This window comes from Cytobacillus eiseniae, from assembly GCF_017874625.1.
GTDB classification, from domain to species: domain Bacteria; phylum Bacillota; class Bacilli; order Bacillales; family Cytobacillaceae; genus Cytobacillus; species Cytobacillus eiseniae.
The window spans coordinates 15,270-33,025 of sequence record NZ_JAGIKZ010000015.1 but is presented as its reverse complement, the minus strand read 5'-3'; the positions used below and the strand labels follow the sequence as shown (position 1 = coordinate 33,025).

Genomic DNA, 17,756 nt, shown 5'->3' with positions numbered 1-17,756 from the left:
GGAATGATTAAATGTCTAGATGAAGAGTAGTGAGAATTGGTTATGTATAAAGAGCAGGCATCATCCTCTCGTAAAGAATCTGATCCAAAGACAAGTGTATTAAATGGTCTCTTGAAAGTCACAGAAAGACAGGGATTGTGCGTACACTTCTTCGCTTCTGTGTATAGGTGCTTTACTTAATTGGTTCCTTTCAATTAGTGAAGAAACATTCCTTTTCTGAAAAAATAGCCGGACATCTTCCTTCGATAAGCCTAATTGTTGTGCTTCTTTCATAAGTTTTACCCATTCTTGATCTAACAATTATTTCACTCCTAAATTAGTTATCTATATTCATATGAATTTCAATTTTAACTTTATCTTATATAGGTTAAAAATAAGTTAAATTAATTTAAAATTGTGATAAATGTCATAGTTTTTTTGAAAAACTAATATTTACAGTTTGAATAGTGGAATAATTAAGGAATGATGAAAGGGATAATCGAATGAGTAGGCGAAATAGGTAAGGGAAATGTTCATGGAGGAAGGGTGTAAGTAGGACTTACTATCCTCAATAACGCTGTTTTATTCAAAAAAATGTTTGTAAAATGGAGTGGGATTATGGCACAAGAAATCATCAAAAGGACGGATATGTGTGATCGCTCTGGGCGATTAGCACAAAATAGCATTGGCTGGGCGAGACAACCGCTAATTAATTGTAATGTGACGGGAAGTTTTTTGCGGAAGAAGAAATGGAATTATTGGTGTGTAACAAGTCCAGAATGTTTATTTTCAGCCACGATCTCTCATTTGGATTATGCTGCAGTGTTATTTGTTTATGTATTAGATTTAAAGACGCTTCATTTTCAAGAGAAAACGCTGCTTGTTCCTTTAGGAGTAGGGTGCAGAATGCCAGATGATGTGCATGCAACTATTCAGTACGAAGGAAAACAAATGGCTATTTCATTTGAAGAGCTTGGAGATTCCACACATATTCGTGTTCAATGTCCGAATTTTAGTGGGAAGGGGCAACCGCTTGTTGCAGATTTATTTGTCCGTCGTCCGAATGGGCATGAATCTGTTAATGTGGTTGTGCCGTGGAGTGAAAGGCATTTTCAATTTACTTCGAAGCAAATGGCACTTCCAGCTAAAGGGGTGGTGAGTTGGAGCGGGAAGGACTACCATTTCCAGGATGAACAAGCCTTTGGCTGTCTAGACTTCGGGCGAGGGATCTGGCCTTATCGGTCTACATGGAATTGGGCTTCTGCGTCAGGTGTTGTTCAGGGAAGGTCTGTTGGTCTTAACTTTGGCGGCCAGTGGACAGATGGAACGGGGCAGACCGAGAATGGCCTTGTCGTTGATGGCAAACTTAGTAAAATCCATGAAGAGATGATATGGACGTATGATATGAATGATTATATGAAGCCATGGATATTAAAGTCTAAGGGGACGGATCAAGTTTCACTCGTTTTTGAACCAATGTATGAAAGAATTGCCACAACAAATGCACTCATTATTCGCTCAAGTGTTCACCAAATGATTGGAACCTTTAAAGGCAGCATTGTCACAGACGAAGGGGAGAAAATAAAGATTAACTCTTTCATTGGCTGGGCAGAAGATCACCAGGCAAGCTGGTAATCTTCAATCAACGGCAGGAGTAGATTTTGATAGAGTCCCAATACTCTTAGCCATTAAAAACTGAGCAGTATAATAGGTTCCCATAATAAGAATGGATGCATTGGGGATATCGGAAACAAACATATTCCATGATAAAATGGAATCAGACAACACAAATAAAATACTGCCAATCATTGCCCATTTATTGCCGCTCATAATCGCAGACCAAGCCATTAATGAAATAATTAGCACATATCCGATGACAGGAATGACTAAGCCATTATTCCCATCAAGCAGCAATGAAGTGACTAGTTGTTTGCCAATTAAAAAGGAAAAGAGAAGAATCGGGATGATCATAGCGAACCGAATCATTGAAAAGCGCCAATTTTTGAAGAAGGCTGTTAGATAGAAAAGATGACCGATGAGAAAGGCAGATAAACCAATTACAAACCAATGCAAAAGGGCATCCCCAAACATACAAAATATTAATCCGACCAACATAATCCAATGCGTACCTGAACGCTTGGAGGGGAATTGTAAATAGCCAAAGTAAATGATGAGCCACATCGGAATCACTTTAAAAAGAAGACTTATGGCAAAAGGGTCAGATGGAATAATGAAAATATAGAGCAGGCCAGTGAGTAATATGAATAAGGGCAGAATATATTTTTTCAAGTGAACACTTCCTTTGTTCTATCTTATTTTTAAAATACCAATTTATTCTATTCCCTTATAAAGTTCATAAATCCTTTATTTATAAGTAATTTACCAATTTTCTAATCTATTTTAATCATTTGACAGATATACGAATCTATTGTAGGATTAGACATAATTTAATAAGACCTCATCTATACCGATGAGGTAGAGGCGCGATATTTAACAGTCTTTAGTGGAGCTAGAGAAGCTATGATGCTATTGAGAAGGAACTATCGCCGAAGCTTGTAATATACTCAAGTATTACTTGCTGGGTCTGCAGTTAAGAGCTGTAGAACTGTCTCAATAAACGTTCCGGGTTTATTGGGTTGTGCTATCTCTTGGGATAAGAAGAGGATTTGGGGCAAACTATACATATTTGCGGCCTGAGTTCATCTCAGGTCGCTTTTTTTGTTAAGTAAAATGCCTAATTTAGACAAATCAAGCATATATTAACACTATTAAACACAAAAAATAGGGGGAGAGAACTAGTTATGAGAAATAAATTATTCATATTTTTAGCACTGTCTCTAGTAACAATGATTCTATTGGCAGGTTGTGGAACAAGTGAAGAAACAGGGGGAACAGGGTCAGAAAAGGATACATTTAAAGTAGGACTAGAAGCAGGATATGCTCCATTTAACTGGACGCAAATGGATGAATCAAATGGCGGAGTAAAGATTGATCGAAATGCAGAATATGCTGGTGGCTATGATGTCGAAATTGCGAAGAAAATTGCAGAAGGCTTAGGGAAGGAATTAGTCATAGTAAAAACAGAATGGGATGGCCTTGTTCCATCATTAACATCAGGAAAAATTGATGCGATTATTGCGGGGATGTCACCAACAGCAGAACGGAAGGAAATGATCGATTTCTCTGACAACTACTATAAGTCAGATTTAGTAATAGTTGTGAAAAAAGGTGGCGCATACGAAAATGCAACTTCTATTCAGGACTTTAAAGGTGCAAAGATAACTGCCCAGCTAAATACATTCCATTATTCAGTCATTGATCAAATTGACGGTGTAGAAAAACAAACAGCGATGGACAATTTCCCAGCGATGCGTGTAGCACTTGAATCAGGTGTTATTGATGGATACGTTTCGGAACGTCCAGAAGGGGTCAGTGCATCAAGTGCGAATGAAAACTTTGCAATGGTTGAATTGACTGAAGGATTTGAAACATCTGAGGATGATACAGCAATCGCTGTAGGAATTGCAAAGGATAGTGAATTAACAGCAAAAATAAATGAGATTTTGGCAGGTATTTCTGAGGATGAACGGATTAGCATTATGGATGCTGCGATTAAAAATCAGCCAGCAGCTGAATAATGACTTAGTGAAGCTGGCTGCATATAGGTAGTCGGCTTTTGTTCTTGTTTAGGAAACGAAAAAGTTGCACGTTGTGTATCACTTTATGAGTAGTTTCGTCTATGTCTAGCTCCAGCGCCTATCAAACTTTAGGTCTCCTCCTTACGATAAGTCAAGCACGGTATCGCTCACGCTCACTGTGTTTCCTTTATCTCAGTTGAAGCCCTTCCAGTTTGTACGGCGAGACCTTAGGCGCTTGCGCTTTTCTTAATGTTAGGAGGAGAAGAATGAGTTTAGAATGGATTATTAAAATTATTGAAATGTACTGGCCGATGTTTCTGCGTGGAGCAGGCGTCACGCTTTTAATTGCATCAGTTGGAACGATTTTTGGTGCACTTGTCGGATTATTAGCAGGAATTATTCGTACAATCCCTATGCCTGAGCGAGGGGCGAAGAAGGCCCTTTTAAAAGTGATTAATATACTACTTTCCATTTATATTGAATTTTTCCGCGGGACACCGATGATTGTTCAAGCAATGGTTATCTTTTACGGCTCGGCAGCGGCATTTGGCTGGGATATGGATCCGATCATCGCTGGGATTGTTATTGTTTCGATTAATACGGGAGCATATATGGCTGAGATTGTTCGTGGCGGGATCATTTCTGTGGATCAAGGACAATATGAAGCAGCCCAAGCAATTGGAATGAATCATATTCAAACGATGTTAAATGTTGTTATGCCACAAGTCATTCGTAATATCCTGCCAGCCTCAGGCAATCATTTTATTATTAATATTAAAGACACTGCTGTATTAAGTGTTATTTCCATAACAGAACTATTCTTTCAAACAAAAACGGTGGCAGGAAACAATTACAGGTATTTTGAAGCTTTCTTTATCGTAAGCATTATTTATTTTGTAATGACTTATGCCGTTACCCTTATTCTTCGATATTTTGAAAGAAAGCTCGATGGGCCAGATAATTATTCGATGGTAGGCCATAAGCAAAACAATGAAACACAAGTAGATTTAGCAAAATAAGGACGAAGGAGGCGGAACAGATGGAAACGGTTATTGATATTCAGCGTTTAAGTAAGTCCTTTGGAAGCCATGAAGTATTAACCGATATTCATTTCTCTGTTAATAAAGGAGAAGTGGTTTGTATCATCGGGTCCTCTGGATCAGGAAAATCAACACTTCTTCGCTGTGTGAATTTATTAGAGAAACCGAGCGGTGGCAAAATTATTTATAATGGTGAAAATATTCTTGATGATAAGCATGATATTCATCTGTATCGCAGAAAGCTTGGCATGGTTTTTCAACAATTTAATTTGTTTAATAATCATAATGTTTTAGGCAACTGCGTGATTGGTCAGATGAAAGTGTTAAAGCGGTCAAAAGAAGAAGCGGAACAGGTTGCATTGAAATATTTGAAAGTAGTCGGGATGGACAGGTTTGTGAACGCGAAGCCTAGGCAGCTTTCAGGCGGGCAAAAGCAGCGTGTTGCCATTGCTCGTGCTCTTTCAATGGAACCAGATGTGTTATTATTTGATGAACCAACTTCCGCGCTAGATCCTGAAATGGTCGGAGAAGTGCTCAAAGTCATGAAGGAGCTTGCTGGGTCGGGGCTGACAATGTTAATTGTTACGCATGAAATGGAATTTGCAAAGGAAGTATCTGACCGTGTTGTATTTATGGATAAAGGGGTGATTGCAGAAGAAGGCAGTCCAGAGCAAATATTTAATCACCCAACTGTTGATCGCACGAGAGAGTTTTTGAAGCGCACTTTACAGTAACATAAATCCGAAATTTTTTTATAAGATTTATCAAACTATGTAGAATATTGTCGATATAAGCAGGAGAAAAGTCATGCTCAAATAATGACTTTTCTTCTCTTTTTTTATATGGAAATGAACCCTGGCTATTCAAGATTGTGTTTATTGAATGGATCTTCTCTGAAAAATTGTTATTTTTAAAATAATTGTTAGAATGAATGGTTTACCCAATAGGTCGGTTGATTGGAGCGGAAGGTGCGAGATCCTCGAAAATGCTGTCTCATTTCCTTCGTGCGGTGTGAATTCTAAGAAGCCTACTCAATGTCCTGTGGGATGCGTTGGACAGCTGAGACCTAAGCAGGAGCGGATGCTCCGAGGAGGTTCAGCGCCAACCCCACGGAAAGGGAGCACACGTGCGCGGAAATCAACCTTTACCAACTTTATCTTAATAAGCAACAATATTCGAAAACAGCCTTTCTAAAAGGTTGTTGTTTGTAAAACAATTGTTAGAATGAGAGGTTGACCAACCAGGCCGGTTGATTAAAGCAACCAGCAGCGGAAATCCTCTTAATAAAAGGGCATATTCCAGTTTAATGAAAAAATAATGATATAAGTCATAGTAGATTACTAGGGAATTCCCTATGATATAAATAATAAACTAATACGAAAAAGTAGGTGATCCAGTTGAAAAAATTAAAATTAGGGATGAAGATAAATATAATGGTTCTAGCAATTATATTATCATTGTCTGCAATCATAGCTGTTGTACTAGAACAAGAAGTAACGAAAGGAATTAAAGAATTTGCGATTGAAAAAGCTAAGGCTGATCTCACATTATCTTACAAATATATCGATATAAAATATCCTGGAGAATGGGAAATTAAAGATAATCAGCTTTATAAGGGAAAGACCCTTATGAACGGGAATGATCAAGTTGTCGATGAAATTGGAGAAGATACGGGAGATACAGTAACGATTTTCCAAGGAGATACACGGATATCGACAAATGTCCTTAAAGATGGAAAACGAGCAATTGGTACACAGGTTTCTGAGCAAGTATCGAATACAGTATTAAAAAAAGGCGAAAACTTCTATGGAGAAGCAAATGCGGCGGGAAATATCTATCAGTCTGCGTATATGCCCATTAAAGATGGGAAGGACGATGTGATTGGTATCTATTATGTAGGTGCCTCTCAAGAGATAATTGAAAGTATTCTATCTAGCTTCTTACTGAAATTTATCACCGTGCTTGTAGTAATCGTCATTATATCAGGTATTGTTATTTATCTTTTTACAAGAAGAATTAAAAAGAGGCTAGCGAATATTTCCTCAGCTCTTGAACGAGCACGAGATGGAGACTTCACTTCACAGATCAATGATCAAGCTGGAGATGAGTTAAATGATCTTTCCAAAAGCTTTAATAGCATGGCCAATAATTTGAGACAGATGATGGATGAAGTAAATGTATCCTCCGAGCATGTGGCTGCTTCTTCAGACGAATTAACTGCTAGCGCAGAACAAATAAGTCAAGCAACTGAGTTGATTACTGAAACCATCCAGCATGTAGCAAAAGGAGCGGAGCATTCGACGATTAGTGTACAGGAAAGTGCGATTGCTCTAGAAGAGGTTTCAAAAGGTGTGCAATCCATTGCAGAAGCAGCCTCTTTCATGTCTGAGGCTAGTGCTCAAGCAACGGAAAAAGCAAATGATGGTGGGAAGTTTGTGGACAAGACGGTTCAACAGATTAATGCCATCAGCCATTCAGTGGATGAGAGTGGAAGAGTTCTTCAGTCATTAGAACAGCGTTCAAAGGAAATCGGCGAAATTACAAAGGTCATCTCAGGCATTGCTGATCAAACAAACTTGTTGGCACTTAATGCAGCGATTGAAGCTGCCCGAGCTGGAGAGCACGGAAAGGGATTTGCTGTAGTTGCAGATGAAGTTCGAAAATTAGCAGAGCAATCACAACAATCGTCTTCACAAATTTCAAGTTTAATCATTGAGATTCAGCAAGATATGATGCACTCGAATAAGTCGGTCGAACAAGTCATGAGCGATGTAATGGCTGGGCTTGAAATCGTTAAAAAAACGGAGGATAGCTTTGGAGAAATTCTTGAGTTTACGGAAAATCTTGCAGAACGAATTCATGATTTGGCAGCAACTGCTGAAGAAGTATCTGCAAGTGTGGAGGAAGTATCTGCTACCGTATCAAGTATTACGGATATATCATCAGGAACTTCCCGTTATTCTCAAGAAGTAGCCTCATCAGCAGAGGAGCAGCTTGCTTCTATGAAGGAAGTCTCATTATCCGCTCAATCATTATCTACTTTAGCATTGGATCTGCAGTCGTTGATTAGTAAGTTTAAAGTATAAGTGATCATTTAGAAATCAAAGAGGGAGAAATCACCGAATACAGGTGAATTTCTCCCTCTTATTTTATATAAAAATTGTAAACGCCTTCATTTAAAATTATAAATCACATGGAAGAAAACTAGAGTATAATAGGGTTTAACTAAAAATGTATAGGAGTAGAGAGCAGTGGAAAAACAAAATAGCAAATACAGATGGGTTGTCTTTGCCACTGTGTTGTTCACTTATTTTTTAATCGTTAGTCAAAGAACCGCTCCAGGGTTAATCACTGATCAATTAATGAAGGACTTTAGTCTAACCGCTTCAACGATCGGGCTTCTGACAAGTATTCAATTTCTGGCATATGCCAGCTTGCAAATTCCAATTGGGTTATTGTCTGATCGATATGGTCCTAACTTGTTCCTCATTATCGGAACGATTCTTAATGGAATAGGGACAGTTATATATAGCATAGCGCCAAATGAGTTTTTCCTTCTCTTTGCTAGATTATTAGTTGGATTAGGAGACGCAACGATTTGGGTTAACTTAGTTTTGATTTTAAGCCTTTGGTTTAAAGGGAATGAATTTATCGGACTGATTGGGATCGCTGGAATGGCGGGGAGTTTCGGCTTCCTGCTGGCAACCGTTCCATTTTCCGCTTGGATTTCTTTATGGGGCTGGAGAGTTCCTTTTCTAGCAGTTGGAATCATTCTATGCTTACTCGGCATCACGCTGTATTTTATTCTCGTGAAAAAGCCTAAACAACTTTTTACAGATGAAAAGGAACAGAAACAAAGGGCACCTGCAGCAGAACAAATAAATGAAAAAACCCTTTCGCTGCTTTTGCGTATTCTTTCAAGCCGTCAAGCATGGGCTACCTTTCTGTGTCACTTTGGTGTTGTCGGCACATATGTTGGCTTCATTGGTTCATGGGCTGTTCCATACGGGATGCATGTATATGGCATGGCACGTTCAGATGCAAGCCAACTAATTATGATTGGACTGATCGGTGCCTTAATTGGCGCACCGATTACGAGTTGGATGGCAGGCCGTTTTGGTTCAATTAAAAAGCCTTATACAGCTATTCATTTTGTTTCTGTTCTAAGTTGGGCAGCTATTCTACTATTTGGTGGAGTACCGCCATTTCCTATCCTTGTCATCCTTTTCTTTATCATTGGTTATTGTAATGGCGCAAATACTTTAACATTTGCTGTCGTTCGCCAATCCTTTGATCGGAAAGAGGTTGGTCTTGCTTCTGGCTTTGCGAATACAGGCGGGTTTTTAAGTGCGGTACTCTTGCCAAGTATTTTTGGGAAAATACTTGATCATTTTCATGCTGCACCGATCCATGTCGGCTATTTTTACGCATTTATCATACCAGTCCTATTTTCCATGCTTGGTTTACTTGGCGGATTTTTGATTAAGGAGCAGCGGCAGGAGGCAAAGGTTACTGAGGCTACAGGTTAGGTATGCTCTATTTATCAAAATGAAGAAGCTTCTTGCATGATTTAGCATATTGTTTTGAACTGGTTATCGTGGGTGTCCCAAAAGTCTATTTTTTTACTTTTGGAGACACCCCTTTTTACGCCCCGATATTTCTGCTTTATTAGATTGCTCCTTTTATTGCTCAAAACGGGAAGAAGCTCGTAAAGTTGGAAAGTGGCTGACAAATTATCAAAAGTGATCGATAATCCAAAAATCTGGATTGCAAAATTAGAAATAAGTCATATTACTTTATATAACTAAAAAAGGCATCCCAAAAGTCATATTTTCAACTTTTGGGATGCCTTTTTTTATGCCTAGGAGATTTTACCCTCAAGACAGCTTTCGTTTTCTTATTTTTTCAATAATAAATACATAAAATAAGGAGCACCAATTAATGAAACCATGATTCCTGCTGAAATCCCGTCTGGATCAACTAAGTTACGACCAACGGTATCGGCAAATAAGAGCAGCCACCCACCAATCAGAATGGAAAGAGGGATAAATAATTGATTTCTTGGCCCAACTAAAGCTTTTGCGATATGTGGAGCCATTAAGCCAATAAAGGTAATGCCGCCCGTCACAGAAACAGCTGAGGCGGCTAAAGCAACAGCTGTTAGAAGCAGAATGATGCGCTCCTTTTCAATAGAAAGCCCGACTCCAATGGCAACAGGTTCATTTAGACTAAGGAGATTCAAACGGTTTGCCTTATATAAGGTAAAGGGAATGAGTATCACTAACCAAGGAAGAAGGGCCAGAATAAATGGCCAATCTGTACCCCAAATATTCCCTGCTAACCATTTGGCAATGAAATCGACTTTTTCCCGTTCAGCAGAAGAGATGAGAACAATCATTGCTCCAGCAAGTGCCATTGAAAATCCTACTCCAATCAAAACTAATTGAACAGGCTGGAGCCCAGCTTTTCTGTTATATGAAAAGGCATATATTAAGCACGCAGTAATTAAAGCACCAACAAATGCGACAATTGGCAGCAAATAAACAAAGGAACCGGCATCGATTGGGAAAAACAAGAAAAAAACAGCAATTGCTACGCCCGCTCCTGAATTAATCCCGATGATTCCCGGATCAGCCAAATCATTTCGTGTAATCCCTTGTAAAATGGCACCAGATAAAGCAAGCGCCATCCCAGCTAATAGTGTAATAATGATTCGGGGCAACCGAATCGAAAATAAGATAAACTCCTCTTTAAAGGTGCCTTGACCAAATAAAATCGGCAATAAGCGGTTATAGGATATGGATGAGTAGCCGAGCCCCATACCGATAAAGATTGTAAGTAAAATAAGTGCAAGTAGTAAAGCGACTAAAATTCGCTGTTTTTTAAGTAACCCTGGCTGTATCATGAGAATGCTTTTCCTCCTTTCCGGACGATGAACAGGAAGAAGGGCAATCCGATTATCGCAATAATCGCAACAATCGGTGTTTCGTAAGGTGAGTGAATGGTACGACCAAGTGTATCCGCTAAGAGCATAAACGAGGCACCAATGAGAGCTGACATTGGTAGGATCAATCGATAATCCGATCCGACCATTGAACGAACAATATGAGGGACCATTAACCCTATGAAAACCATATTTCCGACAAGTGCAACCGCAGCACCGGCAAGTAGAATAATAACGATAAATAGAACAATCTTTACCTGTGTTGTCTTTTGACCAAGTCCAACGGCTACTTCTTCATTTAGGCTAAGAATTGTGAGCTGTCTTGAGAAGAAAAGCGAAACAATCATTCCGATTAAAATAAATGGAACAATAATCTGAAGCTGCCCCCAAGATGTTCCGATTAGTCCGCCAGCTGTCCACATCGATACATTTTTTGATACTTTAAAGTAGATTCCGATGCCTTCCGCAATTGCATAAAGAAAAGCAGAGACAGCTGCGCCTGCTAATACAATCCGAAGGGGTGAAAAGCCGCCCTTTTTCATTGAGCCAATGCCAAAAACCATAGCAGCCCCAACAGCTGCGCCAATAAAGCAGGCAATCATAATTAAAAAGTAATTAGTTGAAGGGATAAGGGCGATCGAAATGGCTAGCGCCGCATTTGCCCCAGCCGTTAATCCAAGCAACCCTGGATCAGCAAGCGGATTTCTTGTTATCCCTTGCATAATTGCACCAGACACAGCAAGTGCTGCCCCAACGAAAACAGCTGCAATCTCTCGAGGTAATCGGATTTCTCGAATTATTGAAATCTTATCACTTGTCGTATTGGAAGTTAGTGCTAGCCATACATCTTTTAGTGCAATATCTGCTGCACCAAAAACACAGGCGATCACAAACATAACTATAAATAGAAGGATTCCAGCAATTAGTTTAACTATAAATGGGATTGAGCGTTGTGATTCTTTAATCATAGAGTCCTCATCATTTCTTTCCATAGAATAAGGGAAAAGGAATTCCTCAGAAACAGAATTCCTAATAAAGATTTAGTTGTTTAAAAAATGTTCCTTAAAGAAGGCCAGCTGTTTTTCTAATGTAACGGGGTCAGTAAAGGAAGCACCATTTCCATCCATTTCAAATACACGATTATTTTTTACAGCAGGAATATTTTTGTATGTTTCGGTTTCCTGGAAAGAGCTATCAGCATCAGCATATTTACTAAAGACAATATAGTCTCCTGCATATTCTGGCAGTACTTCCGCAGATAATGTGTAGTAACCTTCTGCTAATGCCATTTCTTTTACCTTTTCAGGCATCTTTAGCTTCATGGATTGATATAAGATTTCAGTGCCGCGCGCCCAGTTATCACCAAATACGTAAAGCTGTTTATCGTAGCCTTCAATGACAGTTACTGTGGCCTCTTCACCAATTTTTGCACGAATCTCTTCTCCAGCTGCTTCTGCACGGACTTTGTAGTCATCGATCCATTCTTGCGCTTCTTTTTCTTTATTCAAAACTTTTCCAATTTCTAAATGCTGTGTTAAATAATCTACTTTTCCCCATGTATAGGTTACGGTAGGAGCAATTTCACTTAGTTTATCAATGTTTTTACTAGTAGAACCGGCAATAATTAAATCAGGCTCTAATTCAATGATTTTTTCTAAGCTTTCATCTGATACTTCTTCGACCTCTTTTAGTTCCTCTGCAAATGTTGGATTATTTTTGGACCACACATCTACACCAACAATATTTACACCTAAATGAATGACATCTCCTGTATAGCCTGAAAGCATAATTACTCTTTCTGGATCAGCAGGTACTTCAATTGGTCCGTTTTCAGATTCATATGTAATTGTGTCAGCTGTTTTTTCTGCCTTTTTTGGAGCTTCTTTTTCTTGTTCAGTTGATTGATTGCTGCAAGCGCTCATTAGCAGTACGAGCAATAGCATGAATGGCAGTAATAAATTCTTCATTATTCGGTTCTCCTTTTCTTCAATAGCACATAGATTTTATGATAATGATTATCAATATCGATTACGAATCAAACTATAATTCCATTTTTCACATTTGTCAATTGTTATTTTTGTATTGCGAAAATAATGAAAAGGGGATATAGTTAAATGAGAATGATAATCAGTAACATTTACTGTTTGGGGTGAGCAAGGATGGAGAAACAGGAGTTATTTGATGTAACGGTAATTGGTGGTGGACCAGCTGGGCTTTATTCGACCTTTTATAGTGGACTTAGAGAATTAAAAACAAAGCTGATTGAATATCAGCCGCAGTTAGGTGGAAAAGTTCATGTATATCCTGAGAAGATGATATGGGATGTGGGCGGAATGACGCCTATTCCTGGTGCAAAGCTGATTGAACAGCTTGTCGAGCAAGGATTAACATTCAATCCAACCGTTAGATTAAATGAAAAAGTGCAAGCCATCACTCGTGATGAAGCATCAGGTACGTTTATTTTGCATGCCGCATCAGGTCAAAAGCATTATTCGAAAACAGTCATTGTTGCTGTTGGCGGAGGAATTTTGAATCCGCTTAAACTTGAGATTGAAGGGGCAGACAGATTTGAAGTATCCAATTTAAATTACACAATAAAGTCTTTAAAACGTTTTAAGGATAAGACAGTCATCATTTCAGGTGGAGGAAATTCAGCTGTCGATTGGGCAAATGAATTAGCACCCATTGCGAAGAAAGTGTATGTTACTTATCGAAAAGAAGCATTAAAAGGACATGAAGCACAAGTCACTCAGTTATTGAACAGCTCTGCTACATGCTTCTTCCATACGGAGATTACAAAGCTCATTGCGGATGCAAACCATGAAGTCATTGAACGTGTAGAGCTTACAAATATGGAAACTGGAGAAGCTTGCTATTTGCCTATTGACGAAGTGATTATTAATCATGGATTTGAACGGGATGCTGCCTTGCTTGATAATAGTGATCTAAACATTACAATTGCTGATCAATATTATATATCTGGAAATGCAATGAGTGAATCATCTGTTCCAGGTCTATATGCAGCGGGAGATATTTTAACATACGAAGGAAAAGTCAATTTAATTGCAGGGGCCTTCCAGGATGCAGTAAATGCTGTGAATAAAGCAAAGCAATTTATTCAGCCTAATGCGTATAAATTTGGAATGGTATCTTCCCATAATGAAGTGTTCAAAAAGCAAAACAGAGAATTAGTTAAGCGAATGATGAGTTAACTTTTTCAAAAAATCTGCTCCTCGAATAAAGTACCTCTATTAGGGAAATCTACATATGTACTTTTGATAAAAAGGAGAGATATAAATGAAAAAGAGGGAAAAAGAAGCTCAAGAACAAGAAAAGGTCATTGCCGCACAAAATCAAGCAGGACAATTCAATCAAGCAGATACTGAATTTTCCTTGGATGAAGATGTGCAGGCTGCAGTAGCAAAAAGCTTTCAAAATCAAGCGAAGAATCAGCAGCCAACCTACCAGCCAAACAAACCAATTTAAAAGGTGATTAAATCTGACACTTCGCTCGTGTCAGATTTTTTTGTGCTTTTAGCCATTTACAAATAATGATAAATTATACATATCGAAAGCATTTTAAAGGGAGAAGAGTCGATGGACTTTATTTTTTTGAATGAGATGATCAGGGGGATGGGGATGACAGAAGCAGACGTAATGAAGCAGCAGAAGACACCGCATACACGAGCGAGTCTCCATAAGGATTTTCAACGTTTAGGACTTGAAAAAGGAATGGTTGCGATTGTGCATTCTTCCCTAAGTTCGTTTGGTTGGGTTTGTGGAGGAGCGGTCGCAGTTGTTCAAGCGCTAATGGATGCAGTTGGCTCTGAGGGAACGATTGTAATGTCAACACAGACAGCAGATATATCCGATCCATCTGAATGGCAAATGCCTCCTGTTCCAAAGGAATGGTGGCCAATCATCCGTGAGAATATGCCGGCATATGACCCGAAAACAACGCCAACGAGAGGAATGGGGAAAATTGTTGAGGTTTTTAGAACCTTCCCTGGAACAATAAGGAGCTTGCATCCTACTTATTCCTTTGCGGCATGGGGCAAGGAAGCCGAATATATCCTTTCAGAACAGCCACTAGAAGAAGGATTTGGCCAGCGGTCTCCATTAGCAAAAATATATGAATTAGATGGGCATATTATATTATTAGGTGTAGACCATGACAGCAATACTTCCTTGCATTTCGCTGAACATGCAATCCCGAATAGAGAAAGGATTAAAAAGGGTACTGCACTAGTAGAAAATAATACACGTGTTTGGAGAGAATTTGAGGAAATCGTGTATGACTCTGACTGTTTTGCTGCTTTAGGGAAGGATTTTGAAAATCTCTATCCTGTAAAAGAAGCGAAGATTGGCAAAGCTACATGTAAGCTAATGTAACAGCGACCGCTCATTGAGTTTGCGAGGGAGTGGCTGACAAAGCAGAGCAATAATTGAAACAATAAAAAAGTCCAACAAAATTGGACTTTTTTATTGTTTATTCCTTTTTCCCTAGCCCATGCATAATAAACTGAATGGTGCGCTCTGTTTCGAGTTCATCGTCCCATTCGATATGAGGGAAGAGGATGTAGCGTGAAAATAAGTAGCCAAGTATACTTGTAATCGCTAGTCTTGCAACAGATTCAGGAGGCATTTCAATTAATTCTCCCTTTTCTTGATAGCCTTTAATAATAATGGAAACCCGTTCAAATATTTTATTAGCAATTTGTTCAAGAAATAATTCCCTTAATTCTGGCTGGAAAGGGATTTCTTGCAGAAGGATTTTAATAACCGGCAGCAATTTTATTAATAACTCTCTGCGATTTTCGATTGTCGCCTTTAGAAAGTCCTCCACCCGATCATATTGACGGTCTAGCACTTTGTTAAAATCATTCACTACTATTGGACCGATCATTTTGGTCATAAGAGGGGCAACAATCGATAGCAGCAGATCTTTCTTTGTTTTATAATGCCGAAAAATGGTTCCCTCTGCTACCCCAGCTTTCTTAGCGATTTCACTCGTTGATGTGGCAGAATACCCCTTTTCTGAAAAAGATTCAATAGCGGCAACGATGATTTTTTTCTGCTTATCGGTTAATTTTTCTTCATCAAACAGTTGTTGGATCAATAGTTCTTCTTCAGACATTATTTACTCCTTTAATTCCATTCTTCATACATTTATTTTAATCTATTTCAGACGAAAATGGAAAAGTGAATAAACGGTTTAAATGTCCCTATACTTCTTTAATGTAACAATATTTAGCAAAATAAAGACGATGGCAAAGCCTAAGAGGATGAGTAAATCATATTGAATATCACTTATCCCTAATCCTTTATACATCACATCTACTAATGCATTTCCGGCATAATACATGGGCATTCCCTTTGCGATGACTTGAAGCCAGTCTGCCATTCCTTCGACAGGGAAAATCCCTGCAAAAAAGATTTGTGGAATGATTGCAATGGGGATAAACTGCATCATTTGAAATTCGGAATTGGCGAATGCGGATAAAAGAATCCCTAGTGATAGGGCGACTAAAGCAATCGTCAAATTAATTAAAATCACATGCCACAGAGAGCCAATCAGTGTGATATCTAAAACTTTAACTGCATAAAAGACAACAATAATCGTTTGAATGATCGCGAATAGCCCATACCCTAATAAATAGCCAAAAACAATTTCTCTCCTTTGAATAGGAGTTGCCAGCAACCGGTCAAGTGTGCCCGTTGTTCGTTCCCGCAATAAAGCAATTCCAGAAATAAGAAAGACGAAAAAGAAGACAAAATAGCCGACTAATATTGGACTTAGCTGATCAAAAAAGGTAGTGTCTTGCTTGCCGTATATATAGTCTGTATCGATCTCTAGTGCCTTTCCTTGTTCTAGCTCTATTAAATTCCCAGGTGCCTTTTCTTGTATTTGTTGGATGAATAGAGATAATTTATTTGCCTGTTCTTTTGCGCTTACAGCAGCAACTGCTTGCTGGATCTTCATTTGTAATGCCTTTGCAGTGGAGGGATTGGCATTTTTTAATGTGATTTGAATGTTGTCATCTTCCATTCGAAGGAATCCATCCAACTCTTTGTCGATGATGATTTGCTCCTTATCCTCTATGTCATCGTATGTCAGAACAGCTATATCCATCTCTTCTAATTGTTCGATTAGCATATCGTCTACATGAGCGACACCAATTTTAGGAGTGACTGTCTCACTAGTTAGTAAATAATCAAGCAGAGTAAGGATTAGTAGTGGAGCAACCATCATAAGTGCAAGAGCCCTCTTATCACGTATCATTTGTTGGGAAATCCGCTTGACTAAAGCTAATACTCTCATCCTTTTTTTCCTCCAGCCTTCAAGAATACTTCTTCTAGACTCGTAATATTGTATTGTTCCTTCAATTCTGCAGGTGTTCCACTAGCGAGAATTTCGCCGTCTCTAACCATTGCGAGCCGGTCGCACTTATCTGCCTCGTCCATTACATGTGTCGTTATCAAAATTGTTTTTCCAGTTGTTTTCAATCGGCGGATTTCTGTCCATATAGACTGCCTTAGCTCAGGGTCAATCCCAACGGTAGGTTCGTCTAATATAAGAATTTGAGGATCCTGTATCAAGGCAACGGCAAGAGATAATCGTCGTTTCATTCCACCCGAATAGTCCTGCACCTTCTTTTTTAAATGGGCAGTAAGGTTAACTAAATTTGCTGCATAGTTGATTCGTACTTTTTGCTCTTCTTTTTTCAATTTAAAAAGGGAGGCAAAGAAACGAAGGTTTTCTTCTCCTGTTAAATCTCCATATAATGCGTCAGCTTGTGCCATATAACCAATTTTCTGCATCAGGTTTAAGTTTGGAACAAGGGTATTTAATACATGTACATCCCCATGTGACGGACGGTTCATTCCAACAATCATCTTTACTAAGGTTGTTTTTCCTGAACCAGAAGGCCCAATCAAACCAAATATTTGCCCTGATTCCACTGTTAAATTGATCTGATTTAATACAATCTTTTTGCCATAGCTCTTGCTTACATCTTTAATGACAATCGTTGAAGCCATAAGAAAGCCTCCTTTATAATAAAAGTGAGTGATTACTCACTTTTATTATAAAGCAAACAAACATAAGGTCAATAAAAATTTATTTATTCATGAGGTTCGAAATCGGTAGCCATA

17 protein-coding genes and 1 riboswitch are annotated in these 17,756 nt (G+C 38.7%); of the genes, 9 read left to right on the top strand and 8 right to left on the bottom strand.

All coding sequences use genetic code 11. The annotated features are described in order from the left end of the window. Positions 1-99: 99 nt before the first annotated feature. Positions 100-300, bottom strand: coding sequence for a DNA-binding anti-repressor SinI (locus J2Z40_RS20120; protein ID WP_066398588.1), 201 nt, complete (start codon positions 298-300; stop codon positions 100-102). A gap of 297 nt (positions 301-597) precedes the next feature. Here J2Z40_RS20120 and J2Z40_RS12920 point away from each other — a divergent pair, with 297 nt between their 5' ends. Further along, the gene (locus J2Z40_RS12920; protein WP_066398586.1) at positions 598-1,614 is read left to right on the top strand and encodes a DUF2804 domain-containing protein; all 1,017 of its coding nucleotides are present in this window, start codon (positions 598-600) and stop codon (positions 1,612-1,614) included. Between the two features lie 3 nt (positions 1,615-1,617). On the opposite strand, the gene J2Z40_RS12915 is transcribed toward J2Z40_RS12920, so the two are convergent. Further along, positions 1,618-2,268 (bottom strand): lysoplasmalogenase, encoded by a 651-nt coding sequence (locus tag J2Z40_RS12915; RefSeq protein WP_066398583.1) that lies wholly within the window; start codon positions 2,266-2,268, stop codon positions 1,618-1,620. Positions 2,269-2,447: 179 nt separating this feature from the next. After that, positions 2,448-2,631: riboswitch (Lysine riboswitch) on the top strand. Positions 2,632-2,780: 149 nt separating this feature from the next. Here J2Z40_RS12915 and J2Z40_RS12910 point away from each other — a divergent pair. The 5 genes from J2Z40_RS12910 to J2Z40_RS12890 all read left to right on the top strand — a co-directional run bounded on the left by J2Z40_RS12910 (position 2,781) and on the right by J2Z40_RS12890 (position 9,186). Beyond that, on the top strand, positions 2,781-3,617 hold the full coding sequence (locus J2Z40_RS12910; protein ID WP_066398580.1) for a transporter substrate-binding domain-containing protein: 837 nt from the start codon (positions 2,781-2,783) through the stop codon (positions 3,615-3,617). Between the two features lie 266 nt (positions 3,618-3,883). Further along, complete coding sequence (locus J2Z40_RS12905) at positions 3,884-4,636, top strand: amino acid ABC transporter permease (RefSeq protein ID WP_066398578.1); 753 nt, start codon at positions 3,884-3,886, stop codon at positions 4,634-4,636. A 20-nt stretch (positions 4,637-4,656) separates the two neighbouring features. Continuing rightward, positions 4,657-5,391, top strand: a complete 735-nt coding sequence (locus J2Z40_RS12900) for an amino acid ABC transporter ATP-binding protein (RefSeq protein ID WP_066398576.1) — start codon at positions 4,657-4,659, stop codon at positions 5,389-5,391. Between the two features lie 663 nt (positions 5,392-6,054). Continuing rightward, positions 6,055-7,743 (top strand): methyl-accepting chemotaxis protein, encoded by a 1,689-nt coding sequence (locus J2Z40_RS12895; protein ID WP_066398574.1) that lies wholly within the window; start codon positions 6,055-6,057, stop codon positions 7,741-7,743. Between the two features lie 165 nt (positions 7,744-7,908). Next, positions 7,909-9,186: an MFS transporter gene (locus J2Z40_RS12890; protein WP_066398572.1), complete on the top strand. Its 1,278-nt coding sequence runs from the start codon at positions 7,909-7,911 to the stop codon at positions 9,184-9,186. 368 nt (positions 9,187-9,554) lie between these two features. On the opposite strand, the gene J2Z40_RS12885 is transcribed toward J2Z40_RS12890, so the two are convergent. The 3 genes from J2Z40_RS12885 to J2Z40_RS12875 form a co-directional block, all read right to left on the bottom strand. Next, on the bottom strand, positions 9,555-10,562 hold the full coding sequence (locus tag J2Z40_RS12885; RefSeq protein WP_066398570.1) for a FecCD family ABC transporter permease: 1,008 nt from the start codon (positions 10,560-10,562) through the stop codon (positions 9,555-9,557). Then, a complete protein-coding gene (locus tag J2Z40_RS12880) occupies positions 10,559-11,569 on the bottom strand; it encodes a FecCD family ABC transporter permease (protein ID WP_066398568.1) in 1,011 nt (336 codons plus the stop codon). Before J2Z40_RS12880 ends, J2Z40_RS12885 begins: the two co-directional genes overlap by 4 nt. A 72-nt stretch (positions 11,570-11,641) precedes the next feature. Then, a complete protein-coding gene (locus J2Z40_RS12875) occupies positions 11,642-12,568 on the bottom strand; it encodes an iron-hydroxamate ABC transporter substrate-binding protein (protein ID WP_066398565.1) in 927 nt (308 codons plus the stop codon). Between the two features lie 192 nt (positions 12,569-12,760). Between J2Z40_RS12875 and J2Z40_RS12870 the strand changes: the two genes are divergently transcribed. From J2Z40_RS12870 to J2Z40_RS12860, 3 genes are all read left to right on the top strand, one after another. Continuing rightward, positions 12,761-13,813, top strand: a complete 1,053-nt coding sequence (locus tag J2Z40_RS12870; protein ID WP_066398562.1) for an NAD(P)/FAD-dependent oxidoreductase — start codon at positions 12,761-12,763, stop codon at positions 13,811-13,813. An 85-nt stretch (positions 13,814-13,898) separates the two neighbouring features. After that, complete coding sequence (locus J2Z40_RS12865) at positions 13,899-14,087, top strand: hypothetical protein (RefSeq protein WP_066398560.1); 189 nt, start codon at positions 13,899-13,901, stop codon at positions 14,085-14,087. A gap of 111 nt (positions 14,088-14,198) precedes the next feature. Then, entirely contained in the window at positions 14,199-14,993 is a 795-nt protein-coding gene (locus J2Z40_RS12860; protein WP_425351407.1) for an AAC(3) family N-acetyltransferase, read from the top strand. A 97-nt stretch (positions 14,994-15,090) separates the two neighbouring features. On the opposite strand, the gene J2Z40_RS12855 is transcribed toward J2Z40_RS12860, so the two are convergent. The 3 genes from J2Z40_RS12855 to J2Z40_RS12845 form a co-directional block, all read right to left on the bottom strand. Beyond that, positions 15,091-15,738: a TetR/AcrR family transcriptional regulator gene (locus tag J2Z40_RS12855; RefSeq protein ID WP_066398550.1), complete on the bottom strand. Its 648-nt coding sequence runs from the start codon at positions 15,736-15,738 to the stop codon at positions 15,091-15,093. A gap of 78 nt (positions 15,739-15,816) precedes the next feature. Continuing rightward, positions 15,817-16,923, bottom strand: coding sequence for an ABC transporter permease (locus J2Z40_RS12850; protein ID WP_066398543.1), 1,107 nt, complete (start codon positions 16,921-16,923; stop codon positions 15,817-15,819). After that, positions 16,920-17,642 (bottom strand): ABC transporter ATP-binding protein, encoded by a 723-nt coding sequence (locus J2Z40_RS12845; RefSeq protein ID WP_066398541.1) that lies wholly within the window; start codon positions 17,640-17,642, stop codon positions 16,920-16,922. The genes J2Z40_RS12850 and J2Z40_RS12845 overlap by 4 nt, the downstream gene beginning before the upstream one ends. Positions 17,643-17,756: the final 114 nt, after the last annotated feature.